This is a genomic window from Leptolyngbya sp. GB1-A1, assembly GCF_039962475.1.
Lineage (GTDB): Bacteria > Cyanobacteriota > Cyanobacteriia > Elainellales > Elainellaceae > Leptolyngbya_A.
Genome location: NZ_JAMPLI010000023.1, coordinates 1 through 20,462, shown reverse-complemented (window position 1 = coordinate 20,462; position 20,462 = coordinate 1). Strand labels below are relative to the sequence as shown.

Here is a 20,462-nt window from a genome sequence, read left to right as displayed (position 1 = left end):
AAACGCTAGATTCAGACATTCTAAATTCAAAAACTCTTGGGCGAGTGGGCATGAGCAATTCGAGAATCTGCCCCTCGTCTTTATCGGTCTGAAAAATTGATCTGAAAACCGTTTAATACGAGAACCGTTTGATACAAGAACCCTTGAACCTTTTCTGCTGCAATGACTCATTTGCCCCATCCTGATAAACAGCCCATTGCCGTCACCTGTGCAGTTATCACGGTTAGCGATACGCGCACGCCTGAAACCGATCGCAGCGGGCAGCTCATTCAGGAACTCTTGCAGCAGGCAGGACACTCGATCGCCGATTACATTCTGATCCCCGACGAGCCTGATCAGATTCAGACCCATTTGCAGCGATTGAGCCAGCGATCGGAAATTCAGGCAATTATTTTTAGCGGCGGCACAGGGATCGCACCCAGAGACACGACCTACGACGCGATCGAACAGCAGCTTGACAAAATTTTGCCCGGCTTTGGTGAACTGTTTCGCTTTCTCAGCTATCAAGAGATTGGCTCACGAGCAATGGCATCGCGGGCGGTAGCAGGCGTTTGTGGCTCTCAGCTCATTTTTTCGCTCCCTGGCTCGACAAATGCGGTGAAACTGGCGATGGAAAAGCTGATCCTGCCGGAGCTAGGACATCTGGTGCGGCTGCTGAATTCCTAGTCGAAGCTGCCATTCTCTTAAAGTGCCCTGGTGACCAGGGACAGAGTCACAGATCTGGAGCTGCCAGATTCCCTGAGCCGATCGCCCCAGCAAACTTCTGAGATGAGGGGTGGTCTCCAGTCCCTTGCGAAGGTTGAGTTGAGGTAATAATCCAAGCGTGCGGTCTTGCAGGAGAATTGCATCACCCACAGGCGGAATCAACCAGATTTTCACGTCCCCCATAGCCAGATGGTCGATCGTCAGACTGACTTCGACATCGCGAATCATCCCGACCTGCTGAACGGTAATCGAGCAAATCATTCCTCGATCGTCTCCGTCTGGAATTGTTTGGGGCGATCGATTTTCAAAGACAAGCGACTGTAGATCTGATGTATCGATCTGGCGTGTGGATACCGATCGAGAGACATAACGCCGCGCCAAATCAACCGCTAAATTCACTTCAGCAGCAACATTTCTAGCAAGGACATTTCTACCAAGGAGATCGCTGCTTTTGGTATCAAAAGAGTTCTCACGGTGGACACGAATTGTCTGCACAATTTGCAGCACTTCCTCGGCGGCAAGATCCGGGTTTACAGACAGCACTCGTGCCGCGATCCCTGCCTCGATTCCCATTGCAACCGCTTGAAGTCGATCGTCCTCAGCGGGGTCAACTCCTTTAGGGAAACTGCCTTGCATCACCACGGGTAAAACATCGGGGAAAGCGTCCCATGTCGAACCTGCCTGCACGAGCACTACGCAGCCCTTACCGTTCCGCCCCTGGGTTGCAGCCCGATATACTGCCACTCGCTGCCGGAGGGAAGGAAGGAGTAGATCGCGATTCAGGATTGCCCCACAAATCACTGCTACGCCCTGCCGTATTCCCCAATCAAAAATTTGCTCGATCGTGCTGTCGTCTATAAAGGGATCGATCGCGATCGGCATCAGGCTACAGCCCGGCGCAATGCCAGTCTTTCCCGTGGAAAGCATCGGTTCCAGAGAGGGTACTTCTTCTCCGATCGCAGCCTGAGCACAAATCGTTCCCCAGGACAATTCTGTGGTTTTGCTCATTTCTGCTTGCTCGAATGCCACAGAAAATTCCGAAGAGGGAGATGCGGATAAATTCAGTGGCGCAACGATTTTGCCCATTCCGGCAAATGCAGGATGACTGAGATTGATTCCCCCTGTGAAAGAATGGCTTTGCCCTACCCGATCGACTATCGCAACCCCGATCGATCGAGTTCCTGCTATCGCATTTGTCCCTGGTGACGTCAGGTTTGAACGATTGTTCAGCGCGATGACAGGGGCATTGACAGGAGCATTGGCAGAGGTTTCTAACGGATACGCGGGCAGGAATGAATCATCAGACATATCATCAGGAGACGCATCACCAAGGGACACATCACCCAGAAATGAGGCAACGGCGACGTTCGGTTCTGCCAACAGCACGTCAGGGTGGTGGATCAGGCGGTTTGCCAGCTTGAGCGGATTGACGATCGCCCCACGAGTCAGCCGATAAACAAACGCCTTCGGAATTCCAGGAATCAGCTTTACGATCTCCAGCCCTACGGCACGGGTGATGGCTGCGATTTGCTCGATCGTGACCTGGGGCTGAAATTGTAGAGCGATCTCATTGGTTAAATAGATTTCATTGGTTAAATACTCATTGGTCAAATAGAAGATGGGTTGTGCCTGGAAGTGGTTTGGCTCTTTTAATTCGGGATCTCTTGATTCAAACAGCGCGGATTCGGGCTGGAGCAAGCAATAGACGTGACTCACAAAAGCAACCTCAGTCGATTGCTCTGCAGTTCCCTGAAAGGACGATCGTCGCAGTTTTGCCATGACCGATTCGAGCCGAGCCGACTCCACTTGCAGGGAAATTTGTTTGATCGCAGGCAGTTCACGATCGAGTTCACAGCCCTGGTTTCTCACCCACTGCGCCAGATTGTCAATCGGTCGAATTAAGCCAACCGTAAAGCGATTGGGACATTGTTCTAGCCTAATTTTTGCCCCACCCCGCAGCAGGATTTGTCCTTCCAGGCCGCTCGAATAGCCATCGGGCAAAGGAAATATCCACAGGGGCGAGGCTTCGCTGTTTCCCCTATGGGGTAATCGAGTTGAGCCTGTCATCGGGGAACCCACACCATAAAACACTCGTCAGCCATAGCTTAAACTGCTTCAAGGCAATTCATTTACTCTAGCGACCTTCATGAAGATTGAATCGAGCGAGAACGGCAATGGTAAAATCCCCTAAGACTGTATTCGCTTGCTACCGAACCATCTCCTATAACAATTTCATGCTATTGTTTCACAGCTTTCGCTCCGTTTCTCTGGCTACGCTGGTTTCCCTGGCAAGTGCGATCGCGCTGATTCAGGCAGTTCCCGCAAAGGCACAAACGCCTGCCAGTCCTTCAGACCTCAATGCTGAACCCAGCAGCGAATCGGATCTTCGTCCCCTGGCACAGGACGGAACGCTGCTTAGTCTTAACGGCGGCAGACGTTTGATGGAAGAGGCCAGCAGCGCGGTCTCTGCTCAGAACTATGCCCTCGCGACCCAAAAGCTGCAAGATGCGCGTCAGCTCTTTAATCAGCTCTCGAACTTTCATCAGGAACTCGCCGGAAGCTTTGCCGGAATTGATACCCGAATTGCTGATGACCAGCGGCAGCAGGCGATCGCATCTGCCCAAATGCGCGACCAGGCAACTTATCAGCTTGCGCTCGTCCACCGGGCACAAAACCAGCCAGAGCTAGCCGTTCCCCTGCTGATTCAGATTGTCCGCAGCCAGAACCCTACCCGTGAGCTAGGGCAACAAGCCTATCAGCAACTTTATGAATTGGGCTTTGTCAGTTCGCCGTTTCCGCGATCGGGCGGTCAGTCTACCTCAGCGGCTCCCCAACCAAACCAGGGCAATCAGCAATAGAAATCAACAGTAAAATAGGGTGGTTTAGATTCGTTTGCGCGTTTGATTGCAGGAGCGTTCATGGTTAGCCCAGATCAGGTTGAAGTAATGATCAAAGGGGGATTACCCGATGCCCAAGTTCAGGTTCAGGATCTGACGGGCGGTGGCGATCACTATCAGGTCGTCGTCGTCTCTTCGCTATTTGAAGGCAAAAGTTTAGTGCAGCGGCATCAGCTCGTTTACCGTGCGCTCAACCAAGCCATGTCCTCGGAGGCAATTCACGCTCTGAGCATGAAGACGTTCACGCCCCAAGACTGGGCATCCCAGGCAACTGCCTGATCTGAGCCTGCTGACGTGAATTGGTGAGATTGATTAACGGTCTGACCTGTTCACGCCAATTTTTCGTAGCATAAAAGCGTAAGAACCAAACCCCAATTGCTCTATGACACCCGAAGCACAGCAACGCATTGAAGATTTGATTCGATCGAACAAGATCATGGTGTTTATGAAGGGAAACAAACTGATGCCTCAGTGCGGTTTCTCCAATAACGTCGTGCAAATTTTGAACGTGCTTGGCGTTCCCTTTGAAACCTGTGATGTGCTAGCAGACTCCGAAATCCGTCAGGGCATTAAGGAATATTCAAGCTGGCCCACGATTCCGCAAGTTTACATTAACGGTGAGTTTGTCGGCGGGTCAGACATTCTCATCGAGCTATATCAGAAAGGCGAACTTCAGCAAATGGTTGAAGTAGCTCTCGCCTCCTGATTGAGTCCCTGAACAGAACAAGCCCTAACACAAAACCCTCTGATGTTTGAGCGGTCTCAAGGTCAGAGGGTTTTGCTTTGCTTATCGGTAATCGGGTTCAGATTGGGGCATTTCAAAATTGGAAGGGTCATACAAGTAACGGGTGACTTCTTCTTCAAGGCGATGAATCATAAAGGGTTCGATCGCGTTTGCGTGCCGAAGTGCCGCTAAATAGCCATCAACAAAGAGCCGAAGTTCATCGAACCGATAGCCGCGATTCCACTGCTCGACGAGGGCGTCGGTGAGTCGCTGGTAATAGCGGATCGTTTGAGTATCCTGAAGCATAAGTTAAAGATGATCCAGAATCCTACGATAATAAAGACAAAAAACACGATCAGTAAAATTTCGATTAGACGCTTAGTTTAGTGCGAATTGCGACATTGAGCAAGATGTACTCTACTGGGTTAGAGGTCGACCGCAAATTTGCCATGAGGTAGGCACAGAAGCGATCTTCAGAATCAACGCCGAATGCACACTAAGTTCAAGCCCTATCTACTGATATACCAGATAAAAAACCACAGCCTAGATTTATACCGACTTCCTTTATTTTATTAAAGTTTTTTCCAGTTGCTTCCCTCAATTGGGTGATTTTATTCCTGTGTTGAATTGCGCTAACTGATTGAAACTGGGCTAAAAATAAAGTTATCCTGCTTTACGGTCTGCGATATTCATTTTTGTCGGTTAACCATTCGCTCAGAATGTTTTGCGATTTGGTTTGATACGCGGTTCTGCTATAAAAGGACTTCAAAAGATCAGCCCCTGAGAAGATTCATTGTCCAACCGCTCGGATTCATTGAGGCTAAGTAACCACCGTTACAAAACCCTGACAAAGGCTTTGTTAGCTTTGAGGAAAGTTGCTTCAACCCTGATCTGATTTTAAAGGATTTATGAAGCTTCTCAGTCCCCTCTTGAGAAAACGCTGCCGTGGGATTGGTTTATATCCAAATCGTTGAAGGCAATCCTCATCTTCGATCACTGCTAGGTTGGCATTTGCAGCAGGTCGGCTTTGGTGTGCACCAGTCGGCAGACCTTCAGCAGGCAAGAGAGGTGTTTTTGAGCCGCCAGCCCCAGCTTGTAATTCTTGATGCCGATCTGGCTGAAGGAGATGGTGTTGAGTTTTGTCGATGGCTGCATCAGGAGCACCAGGTCTTGGTGATGATGCTTTCGGCGCGAACTAGCGAAGCCGATATTGTCAGAGGGCTACGGGCGGGCGCAGATGATTATTTGACAAAGCCCTTCGGAATGCAGGAGTTTCTTGCCAGGGTCGAAGCCTTAACCCGTCGCAGTCGGACGATTGCCGCTCCTGCCTCTCTAGATTATGGCGACCTCAAGATCGATTTAGTGCAGCGACGAGTTCAGTTTAAGGGAGAATTAATCGACCTGACTCCCCAGGAGTTTAGCCTGCTCTACGTTCTGGCTCAAGCAGACGGAATGCCCCTGTCGCGATCGGAGCTGCTGCGAAGAGCCTGGCCCGACGAGATCGACAATCACCGCACGGTCGATACCCATATCCTGGCACTGCGGAAAAAAATTGAAATTGATCCCCGCCAACCGAATTTGATCCAAACGGTTCGTAATGTTGGCTATCGCTTTAACGTCGAGTTACTGGATGCCAACCGTGCCAACGCCAAGCAAAACGGCAGGCAAAACGGTCAGAGAGCAAACTCCAGAAGTCCGATGATGACGCCTCTATCGTCCTAACAATATTGCTCTAACAATGTTGCTCTAACAATATCGCTTGCCCGTCTCTGGCTCAAAGACCAGGAGATGATCAAAATCCAGCTGGAGTGACACCCGATCGCCCGGTCGAATCTGCACCGAGGGCATTACCTGAAACTGAATTGGGGCTGGGGCATCTGTTGGGGCAGTGGTTTGAGCATCTGGCAAAATCGATCGCACCAGAATTTCGCGTCCCAACGGTTCCACAAGCTGCACCTCGACCCAGAGAGAATTTGCCTCATCAGCTGAGCATAAAGACAAATGCTCTGGACGAATTCCCAGGTTAATCTGCTGTCCAGATTTCCAGAGAGATCGCCAGCGATTGGGACAGGAAAGGATTTGATTCTCCAAATGAAGCCGTCCCTCCGCATAAGTGGCAAGCAAAAGATTCATTGGCGGATTCCCCAGGAAGGTCGCGACCATTTGATTCGCTGGCTGGCTATAAACCTGCTGCGGCGTACCAATCTGCTGAATTTTGCCCTGCTTCAGCACCACAATCTGATCGGCAAGAGTCATGGCTTCAACCTGATCGTGAGTCACGTAGAGACTGGTAATGCCAAACTGCTGATGAAGCTGTTTTAGCTCGGCGCGGGTTTCATCCCGGAGTTGGGCATCTAGATTGGAAAGCGGCTCATCTAGCAAAAATACCTGCGGCTGCCGCACGATCGCCCGTCCTAGTGCCACTCGCTGCTGCTGTCCGCCCGAAAGCTGACCTGGCTTGCGATCGAGCAAGTGCTCTATCTGAAGCGATCGCGCTACGGTTTCAATTTGAAGACGAATCTGATGCGACGGACTGCCCCGCATTTTTAAGCCAAACGCTAAATTGTCCGCCACGGTCATGTGTGGATACAGTGCATAGTTTTGAAACACCATTGCCACATCACGATCGCGAGCCGGAACCTGATTCATCAGTCGATCGCCAATATACAAACTGCCCTCGGTGACAGCCTCTAATCCGGCGATTGTCCGAAGAATGGTTGACTTGCCGCAGCCCGATGGACCCACCAGCACCCAAAACTGCCCGTCGGGAACTTCAAAGGTAATTTGCTCGATCGCGGTTGCCGTACGAAAGCGGCGGCTAATTTGATGCAGGAAAACTCGTGCCACGGTTAGAATTCAGTCGATCGTTTGCGTTGCAGTTGGTACAAGAAGTTGTTTCAGCCGGAGCAGCCGTCCTGCATTCGCCTCCCAACCTCCACCAGTGGGGGACTTGCCGATTCGGGTTTGATTCAAAGTTCCTCAGCCCTAGGAGACTTTTGGCTTTCTTCCGGCTCAAAGCCCCCAAGAATGCGGAATTTAGGGGGGAAATGCAGGAGCTTTGCGGCTCTTCAAACTGCCTCTAACGTTAACCTAGCGTGAATCCAAGTCATTTTTATCAGTTCTTTTTCAAATCTGTATTAATTCAGGAAGTAAATGCTAACGCCGATCGTAAAGAAACAGTGATAAATATTGCAGCTTACAATTCTTCTCGTCAATTCGTTTGCTACCCCACAGTTTGGCATTTCTTCTCCTGTAACCAGCGTCTTAAGGAAGTCTTTTGAAACGGTAAACCCCAGCGTTAGATCGATCGGTGACTGCTGTGTGTTTGTGTTGAACGACAGGCGGAAACTGTTTTGCTAGAGCCCATAATTCACTCAATAAGCTGACATCAGCAAGCGAGAGGTTTCCCTAACCTGCCCGATCGCGTTTACAAACAATGCGGCTGTTTTCTATTAAAAGTAAACTTTAATATCAGAGCAGGAAGCCGCCTGAAAAAGAGACTATATTAGAAATCGAAGCAGCCAAGCTTCCCTGGCAGATCCAATCAGCTAGACAAGTCAAATACAAAGAGGTAAAAACTCTGTATCTATTGAATCTGTCTCGTTTAACCGTAACAGCATCCGGCAGTTTGTTGATATTTCCTCTAGTAAATATCAGAGAGTAATGTCTCTGGCTTCCATTGAGTCTGCACCGTTTAAGTGTTGGCATTCATGGTTCGATCAGGACAACTCTGGATAGAATTATATGAAGGGGGGAAATCACTCAGCAATTCTATAGCGCGGGTGCTGTTACCACTTTAAAGGCACGCTTAAAGACAAGCTCTGCCTTCAGGGGTTTAACGAGAGACACAGGGAAAACACATGGCAATTATTGCTGTCAAGGCTTGGTATCTGCAAAAGTATGAGCCAGCGCGAGAGCTGGAAAAACGTCCTCACGATTTGCGCCTAAGCAAAAATAGTTTGTTAAAGTCTGCACTGCGAGCTGATTTTTTAGAAGACAGCGAAGAAGTCAAACAAGCCGAGTGGTTTCAGCGGTATTTAGATGGCGAAACCGTTGAGTTTTATATTGAAGGCAGTGGTGGATACGCTATTTCTAATATTGACTTGATTAGCCATGAAATCTACTTTACAAAGCAAGATGTCATGGCTTCTCTAGAGCCGATCGTCTTTCTTTGCTATCAAACCGAATTTGCCGAGTCGGGCGAGTTGCTCCGCGATGAGCTTAACAGCATTCTTGAAAAAACCAACCGTCGATCGCGCTTTCCTCTCATGTTAGAGGAGTCTCATCGTTTGACGGATGGGCCTGCTCGCTTAAACAGTACCCTGATGCGAAAAATTCGGAAGAGCCTGATTTTTATCGCAGACGGCACCCCCATTTTTCAGCTCGACAGCACGCCGCCCCAACCTGTCCCCAGTCCCAAAGTCTGCGTGGAGATAGGCTACGCACTGCAATGCAAACGCACCGAGCAAGTCCTCCTGACCCAGATGGAACGCCCCGACATCACTGGACAGTTTCCTTTCGATTTACCCAGCGGCAACCGTCTGGTGTATCGCAATAAAACAGAGCTGCATAAATTTTTACCGGGAGCGATCGAGTCCCAACTTCAGCGATTCAACCTGATTTAGCTCCTGCTCTAGATCAGGGTTCAGCTTAGCGGGGCACGGCAAACTGCGGCTTGAACTCGATCACGGCACACCCCAAATGTTTTTACCCAGCGTCCACCACCATATGGGCACAACGTGGATGCACGACGGTCCAAAGCAGGGCATAGTCGATGCTACCTGTCGCGTTCACGGGGTTTCTAATCTGCACATTCCAGCAGTTCAGTCTTTCCAACCAGCGGTTATGCAAATCCAACGCTGACAATTATTGCGCTGGCGATTCGGATTGCCGATCGAGTGAAAGCCATTATGAAGTAACTCAGTTTTGCTCCGCCTGCCGTAGACGCACCACGATCGCCGTTCCCAAATGAGCAGCATCGGTCTGGGCAAGCATGGCGGCTGGAATAAAATCGCACTGCTTCATTGGACTAAACACTTCGATATCGCCCTGCATTTGCCGCACCAGGTCACGGGCGATCGCGAGTCCCAGCCCGGTTCCGGGAATGTCGGTTTTTGCCTGGACGCCGCGATAGTGCCGTTCAAACAGATGCGCCTGATCTTCCGGCGGAATACCCGGTCCCGTATCAGCAATCACGATTGCCTGCTGATGATTCGCGTAGGCAAGCACTCCCACATAAACAGCTCCGCCTACTGGCGTGTATTTTAGGGCGTTGTCGATCAGATTAGTCAGCACTTCGCGCAGTGCCTTCGGGTCTACCAAAGCGGGCGGCAGCGGCGTAGCGATCGAGGAATGCAGCATTAACTGTCGATCTTGAGCGATCGCATCGGCAGAACTCAGTAGCGGTGACAGCACTTCGGTCAGCGCGTGGGGTGTGACCTGAAGCAAAGCTCCCGTGACCCAGTTGGTTCCTGGAAGCAAAAGCGGCGACTTGCTGCTGGTCAGAGCAGGGGGAGAGGGGTCTGAGGCATTCGGGGATGGAGTCACCCCAGGCGCAATTTTTGCTGGTGGTAAACTGGGCTGCTCCCAGTCCAGAGCGACTTCAAACTGTTGCAGCAAGTCTTGCAGACGTTCGCTTTCACGGATAATGCCTTCTGCAACGGAGTAATTGCTGTCTTCGGGGCGGAGTCGCTTTAGCAGCAGCTTACCAAACGTGCGAAGGGCCGTGAGCGGATTGCGAAACTGATGCAGCAAAGTATCAAATACATCCTGCCGCTGATGATGCAATTGACGGAGCTGCCGCATATCCTGCGCTGCCCACTGTGCCCGCTGGTCGAGCAGACAGCCGATCGCCAGGGTATGGGCAATTTGTTCAATTTGCTCCTGTTCATTTTCGGTCCAGGGGCGATCGAGCCGAGCCGTAATCAGTAGCCCCATCACCACATTTTCGTGCATCAGCGGCAAAACAGACTGCTGCTGACGGAGTAGGGCGCGTTCCGCAATTTGAAGCGGCAGCAGAGCAGTTTCATCGATTGTGACCGGGGCACGAGTTGAGGAAATTTCAGACGCAAGTTTCGGCTGTTCCAAATTAACTCGGTTTCCTCGCATCAGGCTGAGGGTTTGCTCATTACTCCACTGCATGACGCCTTCCGGGTAAGCAGCAATCGGAACAAGCGGCGCATCTGCAAGTTCAGTAAGTTCTTCAGTTAAGTAAACAATACTCAGCACTGCCCCCAACCCCTCGGTCAGCAGTTGAATTTGCGATCGACAGAGGGCAATAAATTCGGGGCTAGCAGGCGACAGCATGAATGTCTCGACAATTATTCACAAAACGGCTGTTCACAAAACTTTCACAAAACGATTGTTTACAAAACTTTAGAGAAGCGAGAGTCACTACATCAAGATGAATCTGACCGAAACAAAGAAATTGTCTAAAAAGATTAAAAACTGATCAAAATGACGCAGTTCCTCAACCAAGCCTGGTTTCCGGGAAATTTATCCTGTAGCTATCCACAATAAAGCCTAAAGCCTGGAAACATCAGCTTTTCAACTATTTTATTCAGAAATCTTGCGGACGGTAACGGCTCCCTTGAAATCCCTGGGTGATTATGAGAGCATATGTGAGGTATAGATTCTCTTTAGATTCTGTATCAATCGCTTAAAAAAGTTGAAATTTCAAACTTAAGCGGATATACTTTGCAGGGTCTTAGTATTTTGTAATCCTGGTTACATTAACCTAGTTACATTAAACCCTGACTACACAAAATCCTACTGCGTCGAGAAGAGAGGAGGTAGAGAGGTTGGCAAGAAGACGTAAGCGTAAAAGTCGCCGTCGCCTGGAAGGACGGAGAATCCTTGAGTTAGTGCCTCAGTACAGCATTGAAAGCGGCGAAGAAAAGCCCGTTACTGCGGCTCGGAAGTTTATTCAGGCTGAGGGTATTCTGCCTCCTGCCCTGCTTCTGGTTAAGCGTAATGAGCATACCACCGATCGCTACTTCTGGGCAGAGAAAGGTCTTTTCGGTGCCCAATATGTGGAGGAAAACCACTTCCTGTTTCCAAGCCTTCGGGTTCTGGAAGAGGACGGTGAAAACATTCCGGTTGGTGCTGGGACTCACTAGCATAGTCCAAGTGAGAGCCTATCTTTGGGTTTGCTGGCAATCTCAATCACCTGGCTTAAGAATTCAATCTCTACAGCTTGAAGCAAGATAATCGCTCCTGTTCAGCTTAATCGAGGCGGTTGTTTGGTAATTGCCTGTATAGGCTGGGTGATCGTAAATCTGAATCAGGTGAACTGTAATTCCTTAAATCAGGTTGGGATTGAACACTATTGAACCACAAGATGGTGCAAGCAAGGTAATCTAGCATTACTCTATTTCTGGAGAAAGCTATCCAGGCAAGCAAGCGGGGTCTATATCGATCTCGCTTTTTTGCTGCACTTCCTTTGGTGCTCCTTCCTTTTGTGTTGCTCTTTGTTCTTTTTTATATTTTCTTCCACTGCTTTGCTATCAATATTACTGAATATTTTTTTGCGGAAAACTATCTCAAGATATACCGTCTAAACCTGCTTTACGATAGATAGGCTTTGACCCAGCTTGAGGGATCCTTTCCAAACGTTTTTATAGAGGAAGGCAGGAAATCTGTTGAAAAATCAGTCTATATTGAGGAATGTAAAGTCTTTCTAATCGGCACGTTGCTATGGCTTTGATTCGGATTCCTCCTAGCTGGCAGTTGCCGGAGCGCACCGTCACTCCCGAATCTGCTTTCTTTAATCGACGGCGTTTTTTGAAAGGGCTGGCAGGTGCGGGAATTGCGGGGGCTGCGCTGCCCTTGATTGGCTGTCAGAAACAAAAAGTGCTCGACCAGGCTGCCATTGCCGGAACCCAGTCGCTTGCTGTAACGCTGAATCCAGCTTTTGCTCAGGTCGATCGTCCACTGACCAATGAACTGGTTGCCGCAACGTACAACAATTTTTATGAGTTTGGCAGCACGAAAACTGCAGTCTGGCAAAATGCACGAGCGTTGCCGATCGATGACTGGAAGGTTGAAGTCACTGGATTGGTCAGCAAGCCCCAGACATTTGATTTGGACGACCTGACCCGCAGGTTTCCCTTAGAGGAGCGCATTTATCGCTTTCGCTGTGTGGAAGCCTGGTCCATGGTAATTCCCTGGGTAGGCTTTCCGATGAATCTGCTGATTCAAGCCGTAGAACCCACCGCTGCGGCAAAGTTTGTGCGCTTTACTTCCTACTACAACCCGAAGGTCACTTACGGTCCCCTCTTTCCGCCAAATCAGTTTCTTCCCTTTCCTTATACTGAAGGAATGCGGCTCGACGAGATGGCAAACGAGCTAGCGTTTTTTGCAGTCGGGGTTTACGGGCATACGCTGCCGAAACAGCACGGCGCACCCCTGCGGGCAGTGCTTCCCTGGAAGTATGGCTTTAAGGGCGCGAAGTCGATCGTCAAAATTGAGTTTGTAGACCGTCAGCCTGCTACCTTCTGGAACACACTGAGTCCGAGTGAGTACAAGTTTGAATCCAACGTTGACCCGGCTGTGCCTCATCCGCGCTGGTCGCAGTCGCAGGAACGGTTTGTCGGTGCAGAGGCAGAATTTAGCTGGACTGAGAAGCCAACGCTAAAATATAACGGCTATGGAGAATATGTCGCCTCACTGTATGCCTGATCAGCAGTGCGCCACTGGGCTCAGAGATTCCTCCATTGCTCCTCCATTAATTAAGTATGCATTGATTGAGTACGCATTTTAGGGCGCATCCTAGCACGTAGTACGCACTACATCAGGACGCCTTACGCCATTCAGGTTGCAAATTTCACTACCTCAGGAGGCTTGAATGACGCAACAAGACACAATTTTTGAGCGATTTCTCGCGCCGATTTTTCGTAACTTTCTGATCGATCGCGAGGCACTGCTGCGCTATCAGCAAAGTAAAAACTGGGAGCAGGAGTGCGATCGGTTTCGCCAGCCCGCTGTAGCGTATCCCGACTATTACCAGTCGCAGAACTTCCACGGGATTAAAGGTGGTTATCTAACGGTTGGGGCAGCCGTGACCTATGACCCGATTACGCATTACGTTTTGCCGCCGAATGAGGAATGGGTGCGTCAGGGTTTAATCGATCGCGTGTGCTGTCGTCCCCACCGGATTCTGGATTTGGGCTGTGGCACTGGTTCCACTACACTGCTGCTCAAACAAGCATTTCCGCAAGCCGACGTGATTGGACTGGATTTGTCACCCTATATGCTCGTCGTGGCAGACGATCGCACCCAGCAAGCCGGACTGAAGATTACCTATCAGCAGGGCAACGCCGAACACACCGGATTTCCTGACACCAGCTTTGATCTAGTGACTGCATCGCTGCTGTTTCACGAAACGCCGCCGATCGTCTCTTGTGCCATTTTGCAAGAATGCTTCCGTCTGCTGAAACCAGGCGGTGAGGTGCTGATCTTGGACGGTAATCAGGAAACGCTGCGCCAAACTGAATGGCTAATGCAAATCTTTGAAGAGCCTTATATTCAAGCTTTTGCTCGGGGCAGTGTTGATGACTGGATGCACAGGGCAGGCTTTCAGGAGGTACGGACAGATACTCACTGGTGGATTCATCAGGTGACGCGAGGCGTGAAACCCTTGCCCTATCAGAAAGTCACATTTGGGGCTGAGGCAGCAACTCGCGAAGCAGCGCAGGCTCACGAGGAAAACGGAGTTTGGGCAGCAGGGTCCTGAGGTTGGCGAAACTCCATGCGGTAGCGATACAGTGCAACCGGGCGCGAGGTTCCAAGCGGATTAGCAGAGGGCAGTGTCTTGAAATAGTTGGGGTCTTGCGGCGACAGATAGACCGCAGTGACCTGATCGGCGGTGATCAGCGGCTCATCAGACAAGGCTGTGGATTGGCGAGTGTAGGCAGTCGTATTTTCTACTTCATTAAAGTAAGGCTGGGGCATGCCGCGAAACTCCTGCTGAAACAGTTCTGTGGTGACAAAGCGATCGGGAGCAGGCTGCTCGATCGATCGTCTGGTCACGGTGGAAACGAGCTGACGATTACCCTGAAGAGGGAAGTGCTTTGCATCGCCTCGCAGTAAGGTGATCTGGCGATTGGGGTTTTGTGGATCAACCTTCACGGACAGCACCGATCGATCGCCCAGATAGGCTCTGGCAAGGCTGAGCCCGTTAAAGGCACGATCGGAGACAATTTCAGGACTTCGAGAAACGATGGGTAAAAAGGCAGACCAACCTCGGGGCTGAGCCGAAACAAAGCGCACCGGAAACGTGACAGGCTGATTGAGAAACTGACGATTACTCTCAAAACCAGGCGTAACCAAATCAGGAGCCAACGGAGCTACCAGATCAACCAGCGTTGTCGTTACAGTCCATTCGCCTGCAAACCAATCGGGATAAGCTAAATCGCCCTGCGCAGGTTCTACGATCGGTTTACCCTGCCAATTGGGAAACTGAGTTAAGCGATCGCCCAACGGGTCTGCCAAAACCGTACCGCTACAAAGCAGCCACAATAGCACCAGCAGACCCAGCCAAATCAGTCGTCCTCTCCACTGCTTTAGCATTTACAAACTTCCTACTGGCTCCGGTTGCCATACATCCCCGTACTGATTTCGCAACGCTTCCCAGGCTTCGACCTGTCCGGGTGCGTATTCTCCGGGCTTGCCCCACTGCAAAAAGAGACTCAGCATGTTGTCGCCCTGCTCATCGACAAAGCGAATGGCATAGGTCGTAAAGTTACCGCGCTTGGCTTCCCCAGTTTCAAACTTCACCTGGGTAATCAAATCCATGTTCAGGTGAAACTCAAATAAATCCTGGTGCATATTGGCGTATTTGCCTTTGGGCAACTCGGCGTAAAACAATTTTTCGATCGTCCCCCGCACTTCTAGCACTGCTGCTCGACTGGTCACGATCATTCGCAGTAGTCCCAGCGATTCACAGGCTTCTAAAAATTCTTTCAGCGTCCCAGCCATTTTGATTTCCTGTTTGTTGGCGATCGAGGTTCCTTTTTTGCACTTTAAACCAAACTGCAATCGGTGGGGAGATAAGGAGAGGGGTGGAGGGGGAAAGGGGATGAGGGGAGGTCGGCTAGGCTTTGAGGCCGGGAGGAGGTGCTTTCCGTAGTGCGGAAGGGGGAGATCCGCAGCGTTTGCGGCAGCGATGATCGATCCAGCCCCTTAAAATATAGAAAGAAACCGTTAAGAAGTGTATAGGGTTTTCATGGCAGATCAACTAATTCGAGCAACAGCTGCCGACGGTGGAATTCGGGTGGTCGGGGTGATTACGACTCGTCTGACAGAAGAAGCCCGTCAGCGGCACGGGTTGTCCTATGTGGCGACCGCAGCCCTGGGAAGAACGATGTCATCGGCGCTGATGCTGGCATCGAGCATGAAGCAGGAAGAAGCAAGGGTGAATATCCGCGTCAAGGGCAATGGTCCGTTGAGCGGGGTCATGGTTGATGCAGGCAGAAATGGGACAGTGCGCGGCTATGTAGATAACCCTGATATTGAATTGCCACCGAATGCGAGAGGCAAGTTAGATGTGGGCGGTGCAGTGGGCAGCGATGGCTACCTGTATGTGGTGCGCGATATTGGCTATGGCTATCCCTATTCCAGTACGGTGCAGCTTGTTTCTGGCGAGATTGGCGATGACGTTACGCATTATCTAGTGCGATCGGAGCAAACTCCCTCTGCGCTAATTGTAGGTGTGTTTGTCGGGGCGGAAGGCGTGACAGCATCAGGCGGCATTCTGATTCAGGTGCTTCCCAAGGCAGCAAACGATGAGGCTCTGGTGGAAAAGCTAGAATCACGGCTGGGTGCGCTGGCTGGCTTTACTCCCCTACTTCAGGCGGGCAAATCGCTGCCCCAAATCTTTGAAGACCTGCTGGGCGATGAAGGGCTGCAAATCTTCCCGGAAACCCAGATGCTTCATTTCCACTGCGGCTGCTCATTCGATCGTGTTTTGGGCGCACTCAAGATTTTGGGCGAAACCGAACTGCAAGACATGATTGTCAAAGACGAAGGGGCAGAAGCCACCTGCCATTTTTGTGGCGAAGTGTACAAAGCAAATCAGCAGCAGCTTCAGCAGCTCATTGAAGAACTGCGGCTAGAGCAGGCCCACTCCTGATGCAGCCGATCAAGAAAATTCTAGGAGGGGGTCAGGGTGAATCTGCAAATCTATCTAGAGCGGCGATAGGCTAGTATTATCTGAAACCCCTGTCCGCATCTCGCTTGATGGTTCAACGGATTTGCCCATGACTCCTCCCTCAGAACTCGAAACGGCGACAGCATTTCCCTCAGATTCCCTGGATGAATCCACTGCCCCGTCTTCGATCGGCACGATCGCCCCTGACCGCGATGCTGATCTTGATCCAGACGACGATCTTCTCGATGACGTGGAGATGTCTTTGTTTGACCACCTGGAGGAACTGCGCCAGCGAATCTTTTATGCGCTGATTGCGGCAGTGATCGGGATTGTGGGTTGCTTTCTCTTCGTCAATCCGATCGTCGAACTGCTTGAGGTTCCGGCAAAGGGAGTCAAATTCCTTCAGCTTGCACCGGGCGAATATTTCTTTGTGTCGCTGAAAGTGGCAGGCTATAGCGGCTTGCTGGTTTCTAGTCCCATGATCATGTATCAGATTGTGCAGTTTGTGCTGCCGGGCTTGACTCGCAAAGAACGCCGTCTGCTTGCCCCGATCGTCTTTGGCTCTAGCATTTTGTTTGCTGCGGGTTTAGCCTTTTCTTACTATCTACTGATCCCTGCTGCGCTCAACTTCTTTATTACCTATGGTGAGGGCGTAGTTGAACAGCTTTGGTCGATCGATCGATATTTTGAATTTGTGCTGCTGCTGCTGTTTAGTACCGGACTGGCGTTTCAAATTCCGGTGATTCAGCTTTTGTTGGGGCTGCTTGGCATTGTGAACTCTAAGCAAATGACCGCAAATTGGCGATATGTGGTGTTGGCGGCGGCGGTGCTGGGGGCTGTGCTCACGCCTTCGACCGATCCCGTGACGCAAAGCCTCTTAGGGGGAGCTGTTTTAGGGCTTTACTTTGGCGGCATTGCAATGGTGAAGCTGTCGGGACGTTAATAAGGATTACCCTACTGCTCCAATAGCCATTCTGAGGCGCGCTCCCCTAAGTCGATCGGGATACTGACGGCTTTACCAAGGCGGGGGCGTTCTTTAGTTTGTTCCACGTAGCTTTCAACCTGCTCCACCCCACCCCAGGCATTGAGATAACCTGCAATCTCCTCCAGATGCGCTAAATATTCGGCTTCTGTCATGGGAAAAGAGGCTTGCTCCAGATATTTCCACATTACCTGAAAAAATACTTTACCCTGGACGCGCCTGAGCTGCACGTCAAAGGAGCGTCCCCATTTTGTGAGTAGCAGTTGGTGTAGGTCGTCTCCGGTCATAGGGCTTGTTCAAGATGCTTGTTAAGTTGCAGCCTGTCCTTGTTTTTCCTTTGCATTGTTCTTCCTTTGCATTGTAAGGTTGAAGCCTTGTATAGATAAATCACCTGCAAGAAATAATCGTGGCTTTTCGCTGCGTTCGCGACGCTGATTCCCAATTTTCTTACGCTTTTTTTTACGCGAATTGAATCAGATCATCTTCTGTAGAACGAGCAAGCCATTCATCAAAGTTGCTTAAAGTCGTAAGATCTGTAGCTTTTATCCGCATCAGTTCGTCTATTCCTGCGGAACATCAGGTATAAAAGGTAAAGATCAGTCGGACTCGAAGCGTATCCACAATCCTGAACCAAGTGCGTTTAATGCAGTTTGGATCAGCAGTATGAAATAGCAGTGTGAATCTTCAATTTGAATCGTTAAGTAGCAATGGAACTCTGGGAACAGATTAGCAAGCAGCGCATTAGACATATTGTCAATAGTTATCACCTGGATGGAGCAGAAACAAATGGGTTTGAAAGCTATTTGAACGACCTGCTGGAACAGTATCCGCGACCTTTGATTGAACTCGCCCTGATCGAAACCCTGATCGATCGCTGGCTTACCGTTCCCCTGGTCAGAGGCATTGAGTTTTTAACTCAGGCGCACCAGAAACTCAAAGACTGGGAAAGTCAGCCGATCGTCAGCACGATCACGCCCGAACAGTTTCATCAGATCGCCGGACTTGATCCCACTCCGATTTTTGGTTCTTCAGAGTATCCGCCGACCTGCCCGATCGTGCGACCGAGCTGAAATTTGCGATCTGGCAACGACTGCAATTCCCCATACAGAGATCTGCTGCTGTTGCAGGGCTTGAACCGCCGCTCTCGCCGTGGCTCCCGTGGTGTAAATGTCATCAATGAGCAAAACCCTGGACGGAGCCGATCGCGAAAATCGTCCTGCTCGAAAAGCGTTGCTCAAGTTTTGTTCCCGGGCTGTGGAAGTCAGCCGAAACTGGGCTTCGGTCAATCGCACTCGGATTAAGCCTTCTCGCTGCAAGGGCAGCCCGGTTCGATCGCAAAATGCCTCTGCTAGTCGCTCTGCCTGATTAAACCCACGCTGCCGCTGTTTCTCGGCATGAAGCGGAATCGGAACGATCGAAAGCGGCTCAACGTCCGGCAAAGTCTTGAGCCAGGCTTGGGCGAGTCGATCGCCGAGCGGACGGGCCAACTGTGGCTGGTTGTGATATTTCAAGGCAGCGATCGTCCGTTTTAACGCACCGCCATAGTTTCCCCAGGCGAATACCGAAATTTCTTGAAGTTGCCCGGTTGGCTGACAGCCTAAGGAAACATGCGCTGAACAACCCACCTGGCACCGATCGACCTGATGCCAGCAGTCCGGACAAAGCGCAGACGCGGTAAGCCGATCGCATAAGGGACAGGGCTTTTGCAGCAGCCAGTCGAGCAGGGTTGCTCCCTGGTTTAGCCCGGTGCGAAACAGTTTTTTCATGCTGACTTGTGGGATTGACTTGCCTGATCAACGGCTTGACCAACTGGACTAATGCTCTGTTCCGGGCGCGATCGATCGCATTTGATAACCAGGGCTTAAATGTTAAATCACTCGATCGACAGTAGACAGAGGGGTGATTGAGATGGCTAGAATATAGTTCACAAATCTATAGTTCCACTTTTAGTTAGGGGATTTACTATAGGTTGTTATCTTCCCCTGTTTGCGTGGAAGGATAGTTGGTATCATCGATCGCTAGATTGCAGTTGCAATGGCTGAGAAAGATCTTAAAGACCTGCTCGATTCGAGCATAGATCTGGAATAAATAGATCTGGAACTGATTAAACCTTTGTAACTGAAACGAACTCTACTGAATCTGAGGACTTACATCAACTACACATGGCTTTGACCAAACCCAGTCGAGATTTACCGACAATCAACGAACGAATTCGATTCCCCAAGATCCGTGTGATTGACAGCGATGGTGGACAGCTCGGAATTATGGTCCCCCGCGATGCCCTGCGCCTTGCCGAAGAAAAAGAGCTTGACCTTGTACTAGTTAGCGACAAAGCAGATCCGCCAGTCTGCCGCATCATGGACTATGGCAAGTTTAAGTTTGAGCAGGAAAAGAAAGCGCGTGAAGCTCGCAAAAAGCAGCATACTTCTGATGTGAAAGAAGTGAAGATGCGCTACAAGATCGAGGATCACGATTATCAGGTGCGGGTAAACCAGGCGGAGAAGTTCCTCAAAGCCGGCGACAAGGTTAAAGCAACAATTATGTTTCGCGGGCGAGAAATTCAGCACAGCGACCTGGCTGAAGAACTGCTCAAGCGCATGGCAAAAGATTTGGACAGCGTAGCTGAAGTGCAGCAGGCTCCCAAGCGCGAAGGACGCAACATGATGATGATGCTCTCACCAAAGCGATAACCCTACCATCGCGGCTAATATTGCCTTGTTTTGCTTGATCGATAAGGCTTTCAATAAAGCGATCGAAGGCTCTGTCTCACTGAGGCAGGGCTTTTTTAATATGGCTCTGGAAGAAGAACTGGTCAGCCGGGAAAGGGGGCAGAGTCATGCATTGCCATACAACGTAGGCAAGATCAGAGATTTTGCAAGATAGCCTGTAAGAGGATGTTTAGAAATACGGAAGAGGTTGCAAAAGACTCAGGCTAGCTTGCGTAACATCAATCGAATCATCGCAAGGTAGATGAAGGTTTCTGAGGAGGCAGGTAAACGTTCGTAA

The 20,462-nt window shown here is 50.4% G+C and carries 22 protein-coding genes; 14 read left to right on the top strand and 8 right to left on the bottom strand.

Annotated elements, in window-relative coordinates; genetic code table 11:
- Nucleotides 1-162: 162 nt before the first annotated feature.
- Entirely contained in the window at nt 163-666 is a 504-nt protein-coding gene (locus NDI45_RS19275; RefSeq protein WP_348248325.1) for a MogA/MoaB family molybdenum cofactor biosynthesis protein, read from the top strand.
- Here the strand turns inward: NDI45_RS19275 and NDI45_RS19270 are convergent.
- Nucleotides 634-2,772: a proprotein convertase P-domain-containing protein gene (locus NDI45_RS19270; protein WP_348248324.1), complete on the bottom strand. Its 2,139-nt coding sequence runs from the start codon at nt 2,770-2,772 to the stop codon at nt 634-636. The two genes, NDI45_RS19275 and NDI45_RS19270, sit on opposite strands and share 33 nt — an antisense overlap.
- Before the next feature lie 167 nt (nt 2,773-2,939).
- Between NDI45_RS19270 and NDI45_RS19265 the strand changes: the two genes are divergently transcribed.
- The 3 genes from NDI45_RS19265 (at nt 2,940) to grxD (ending at nt 4,308) form a co-directional block, all read left to right on the top strand.
- Entirely contained in the window at nt 2,940-3,563 is a 624-nt protein-coding gene (locus NDI45_RS19265) for a hypothetical protein (RefSeq protein WP_190794633.1), read from the top strand.
- Between the two features lie 60 nt (nt 3,564-3,623).
- On the top strand, nt 3,624-3,881 hold the full coding sequence (locus tag NDI45_RS19260; protein ID WP_190794632.1) for a BolA/IbaG family iron-sulfur metabolism protein: 258 nt from the start codon (nt 3,624-3,626) through the stop codon (nt 3,879-3,881).
- A gap of 103 nt (nt 3,882-3,984) precedes the next feature.
- Entirely contained in the window at nt 3,985-4,308 is a 324-nt protein-coding gene (gene grxD / locus NDI45_RS19255; RefSeq protein WP_190794631.1) for a Grx4 family monothiol glutaredoxin, read from the top strand.
- Between the two features lie 81 nt (nt 4,309-4,389).
- Here grxD and NDI45_RS19250 read toward each other — a convergent pair whose 3' ends face one another.
- A complete protein-coding gene (locus NDI45_RS19250; protein WP_190794630.1) occupies nt 4,390-4,632 on the bottom strand; it encodes a DUF6761 family protein in 243 nt (80 codons plus the stop codon).
- Nucleotides 4,633-5,271: 639 nt separating this feature from the next.
- Here NDI45_RS19250 and NDI45_RS19245 point away from each other — a divergent pair.
- Complete coding sequence (locus NDI45_RS19245) at nt 5,272-6,048, top strand: winged helix-turn-helix domain-containing protein (RefSeq protein WP_190794205.1); 777 nt, start codon at nt 5,272-5,274, stop codon at nt 6,046-6,048.
- A 24-nt stretch (nt 6,049-6,072) separates the two neighbouring features.
- On the opposite strand, the gene NDI45_RS19240 is transcribed toward NDI45_RS19245, so the two are convergent.
- Entirely contained in the window at nt 6,073-7,173 is a 1,101-nt protein-coding gene (locus NDI45_RS19240) for an ABC transporter ATP-binding protein (RefSeq protein ID WP_348248323.1), read from the bottom strand.
- A 1,013-nt stretch (nt 7,174-8,186) separates the two neighbouring features.
- On the opposite strand from NDI45_RS19240, the gene NDI45_RS19235 reads away from it, so the two are divergent.
- Nucleotides 8,187-8,951: a hypothetical protein gene (locus NDI45_RS19235; RefSeq protein WP_348248322.1), complete on the top strand. Its 765-nt coding sequence runs from the start codon at nt 8,187-8,189 to the stop codon at nt 8,949-8,951.
- A 76-nt stretch (nt 8,952-9,027) separates the two neighbouring features.
- On the top strand, nt 9,028-9,189 hold the full coding sequence (locus NDI45_RS19230) for a GMC oxidoreductase (protein ID WP_348248321.1): 162 nt from the start codon (nt 9,028-9,030) through the stop codon (nt 9,187-9,189).
- 57 nt (nt 9,190-9,246) lie between these two features.
- Here NDI45_RS19230 and NDI45_RS19225 read toward each other — a convergent pair whose 3' ends face one another.
- Nucleotides 9,247-10,632 (bottom strand): ATP-binding protein, encoded by a 1,386-nt coding sequence (locus NDI45_RS19225; protein ID WP_348248320.1) that lies wholly within the window; start codon nt 10,630-10,632, stop codon nt 9,247-9,249.
- Nucleotides 10,633-11,126: 494 nt separating this feature from the next.
- On the opposite strand from NDI45_RS19225, the gene NDI45_RS19220 reads away from it, so the two are divergent.
- The 3 genes from NDI45_RS19220 to NDI45_RS19210 all read left to right on the top strand — a co-directional run bounded on the left by NDI45_RS19220 (nt 11,127) and on the right by NDI45_RS19210 (nt 14,059).
- Complete coding sequence (locus NDI45_RS19220) at nt 11,127-11,444, top strand: DUF3155 domain-containing protein (protein WP_190794201.1); 318 nt, start codon at nt 11,127-11,129, stop codon at nt 11,442-11,444.
- Between the two features lie 577 nt (nt 11,445-12,021).
- Complete coding sequence (gene msrP / locus NDI45_RS19215) at nt 12,022-13,005, top strand: protein-methionine-sulfoxide reductase catalytic subunit MsrP (RefSeq protein ID WP_190794200.1); 984 nt, start codon at nt 12,022-12,024, stop codon at nt 13,003-13,005.
- A gap of 166 nt (nt 13,006-13,171) precedes the next feature.
- Complete coding sequence (locus tag NDI45_RS19210; RefSeq protein WP_348248319.1) at nt 13,172-14,059, top strand: methyltransferase domain-containing protein; 888 nt, start codon at nt 13,172-13,174, stop codon at nt 14,057-14,059.
- Here NDI45_RS19210 and NDI45_RS19205 read toward each other — a convergent pair.
- Entirely contained in the window at nt 14,023-14,895 is an 873-nt protein-coding gene (locus NDI45_RS19205) for a DUF6816 family protein (protein ID WP_348248318.1), read from the bottom strand. The genes NDI45_RS19210 and NDI45_RS19205 overlap by 37 nt on opposite strands.
- Complete coding sequence (locus NDI45_RS19200) at nt 14,896-15,303, bottom strand: ChuX/HutX family heme-like substrate-binding protein (RefSeq protein WP_190794197.1); 408 nt, start codon at nt 15,301-15,303, stop codon at nt 14,896-14,898.
- Between the two features lie 247 nt (nt 15,304-15,550).
- Between NDI45_RS19200 and hslO the strand changes: the two genes are divergently transcribed.
- Both hslO and tatC read left to right on the top strand, forming a co-directional pair.
- Nucleotides 15,551-16,456, top strand: a complete 906-nt coding sequence (hslO, locus tag NDI45_RS19195; protein WP_348248317.1) for an Hsp33 family molecular chaperone HslO — start codon at nt 15,551-15,553, stop codon at nt 16,454-16,456.
- Between the two features lie 127 nt (nt 16,457-16,583).
- Nucleotides 16,584-17,417 (top strand): twin-arginine translocase subunit TatC, encoded by an 834-nt coding sequence (tatC, locus tag NDI45_RS19190; protein WP_190794195.1) that lies wholly within the window; start codon nt 16,584-16,586, stop codon nt 17,415-17,417.
- Nucleotides 17,418-17,428: 11 nt separating this feature from the next.
- Here the strand turns inward: tatC and NDI45_RS19185 are convergent, their stop codons facing one another.
- Entirely contained in the window at nt 17,429-17,743 is a 315-nt protein-coding gene (locus tag NDI45_RS19185; RefSeq protein WP_190794194.1) for a DUF3067 family protein, read from the bottom strand.
- 420 nt (nt 17,744-18,163) lie between these two features.
- On the opposite strand from NDI45_RS19185, the gene NDI45_RS19180 reads away from it, so the two are divergent.
- Nucleotides 18,164-18,526, top strand: a complete 363-nt coding sequence (locus NDI45_RS19180) for a hypothetical protein (RefSeq protein ID WP_190794193.1) — start codon at nt 18,164-18,166, stop codon at nt 18,524-18,526.
- Here the strand turns inward: NDI45_RS19180 and NDI45_RS19175 are convergent.
- Nucleotides 18,485-19,222 carry a ComF family protein gene (locus NDI45_RS19175; protein WP_348248316.1) on the bottom strand — a complete coding sequence of 246 codons (738 nt, stop codon included), beginning with the start codon at nt 19,220-19,222 and terminating at the stop codon, nt 18,485-18,487. The two genes, NDI45_RS19180 and NDI45_RS19175, sit on opposite strands and share 42 nt — an antisense overlap.
- A 396-nt stretch (nt 19,223-19,618) precedes the next feature.
- On the opposite strand from NDI45_RS19175, the gene infC reads away from it, so the two are divergent.
- Nucleotides 19,619-20,146 (top strand): translation initiation factor IF-3, encoded by a 528-nt coding sequence (infC, locus tag NDI45_RS19170; RefSeq protein WP_190794191.1) that lies wholly within the window; start codon nt 19,619-19,621, stop codon nt 20,144-20,146.
- Nucleotides 20,147-20,462 lie beyond the last annotated feature (316 nt).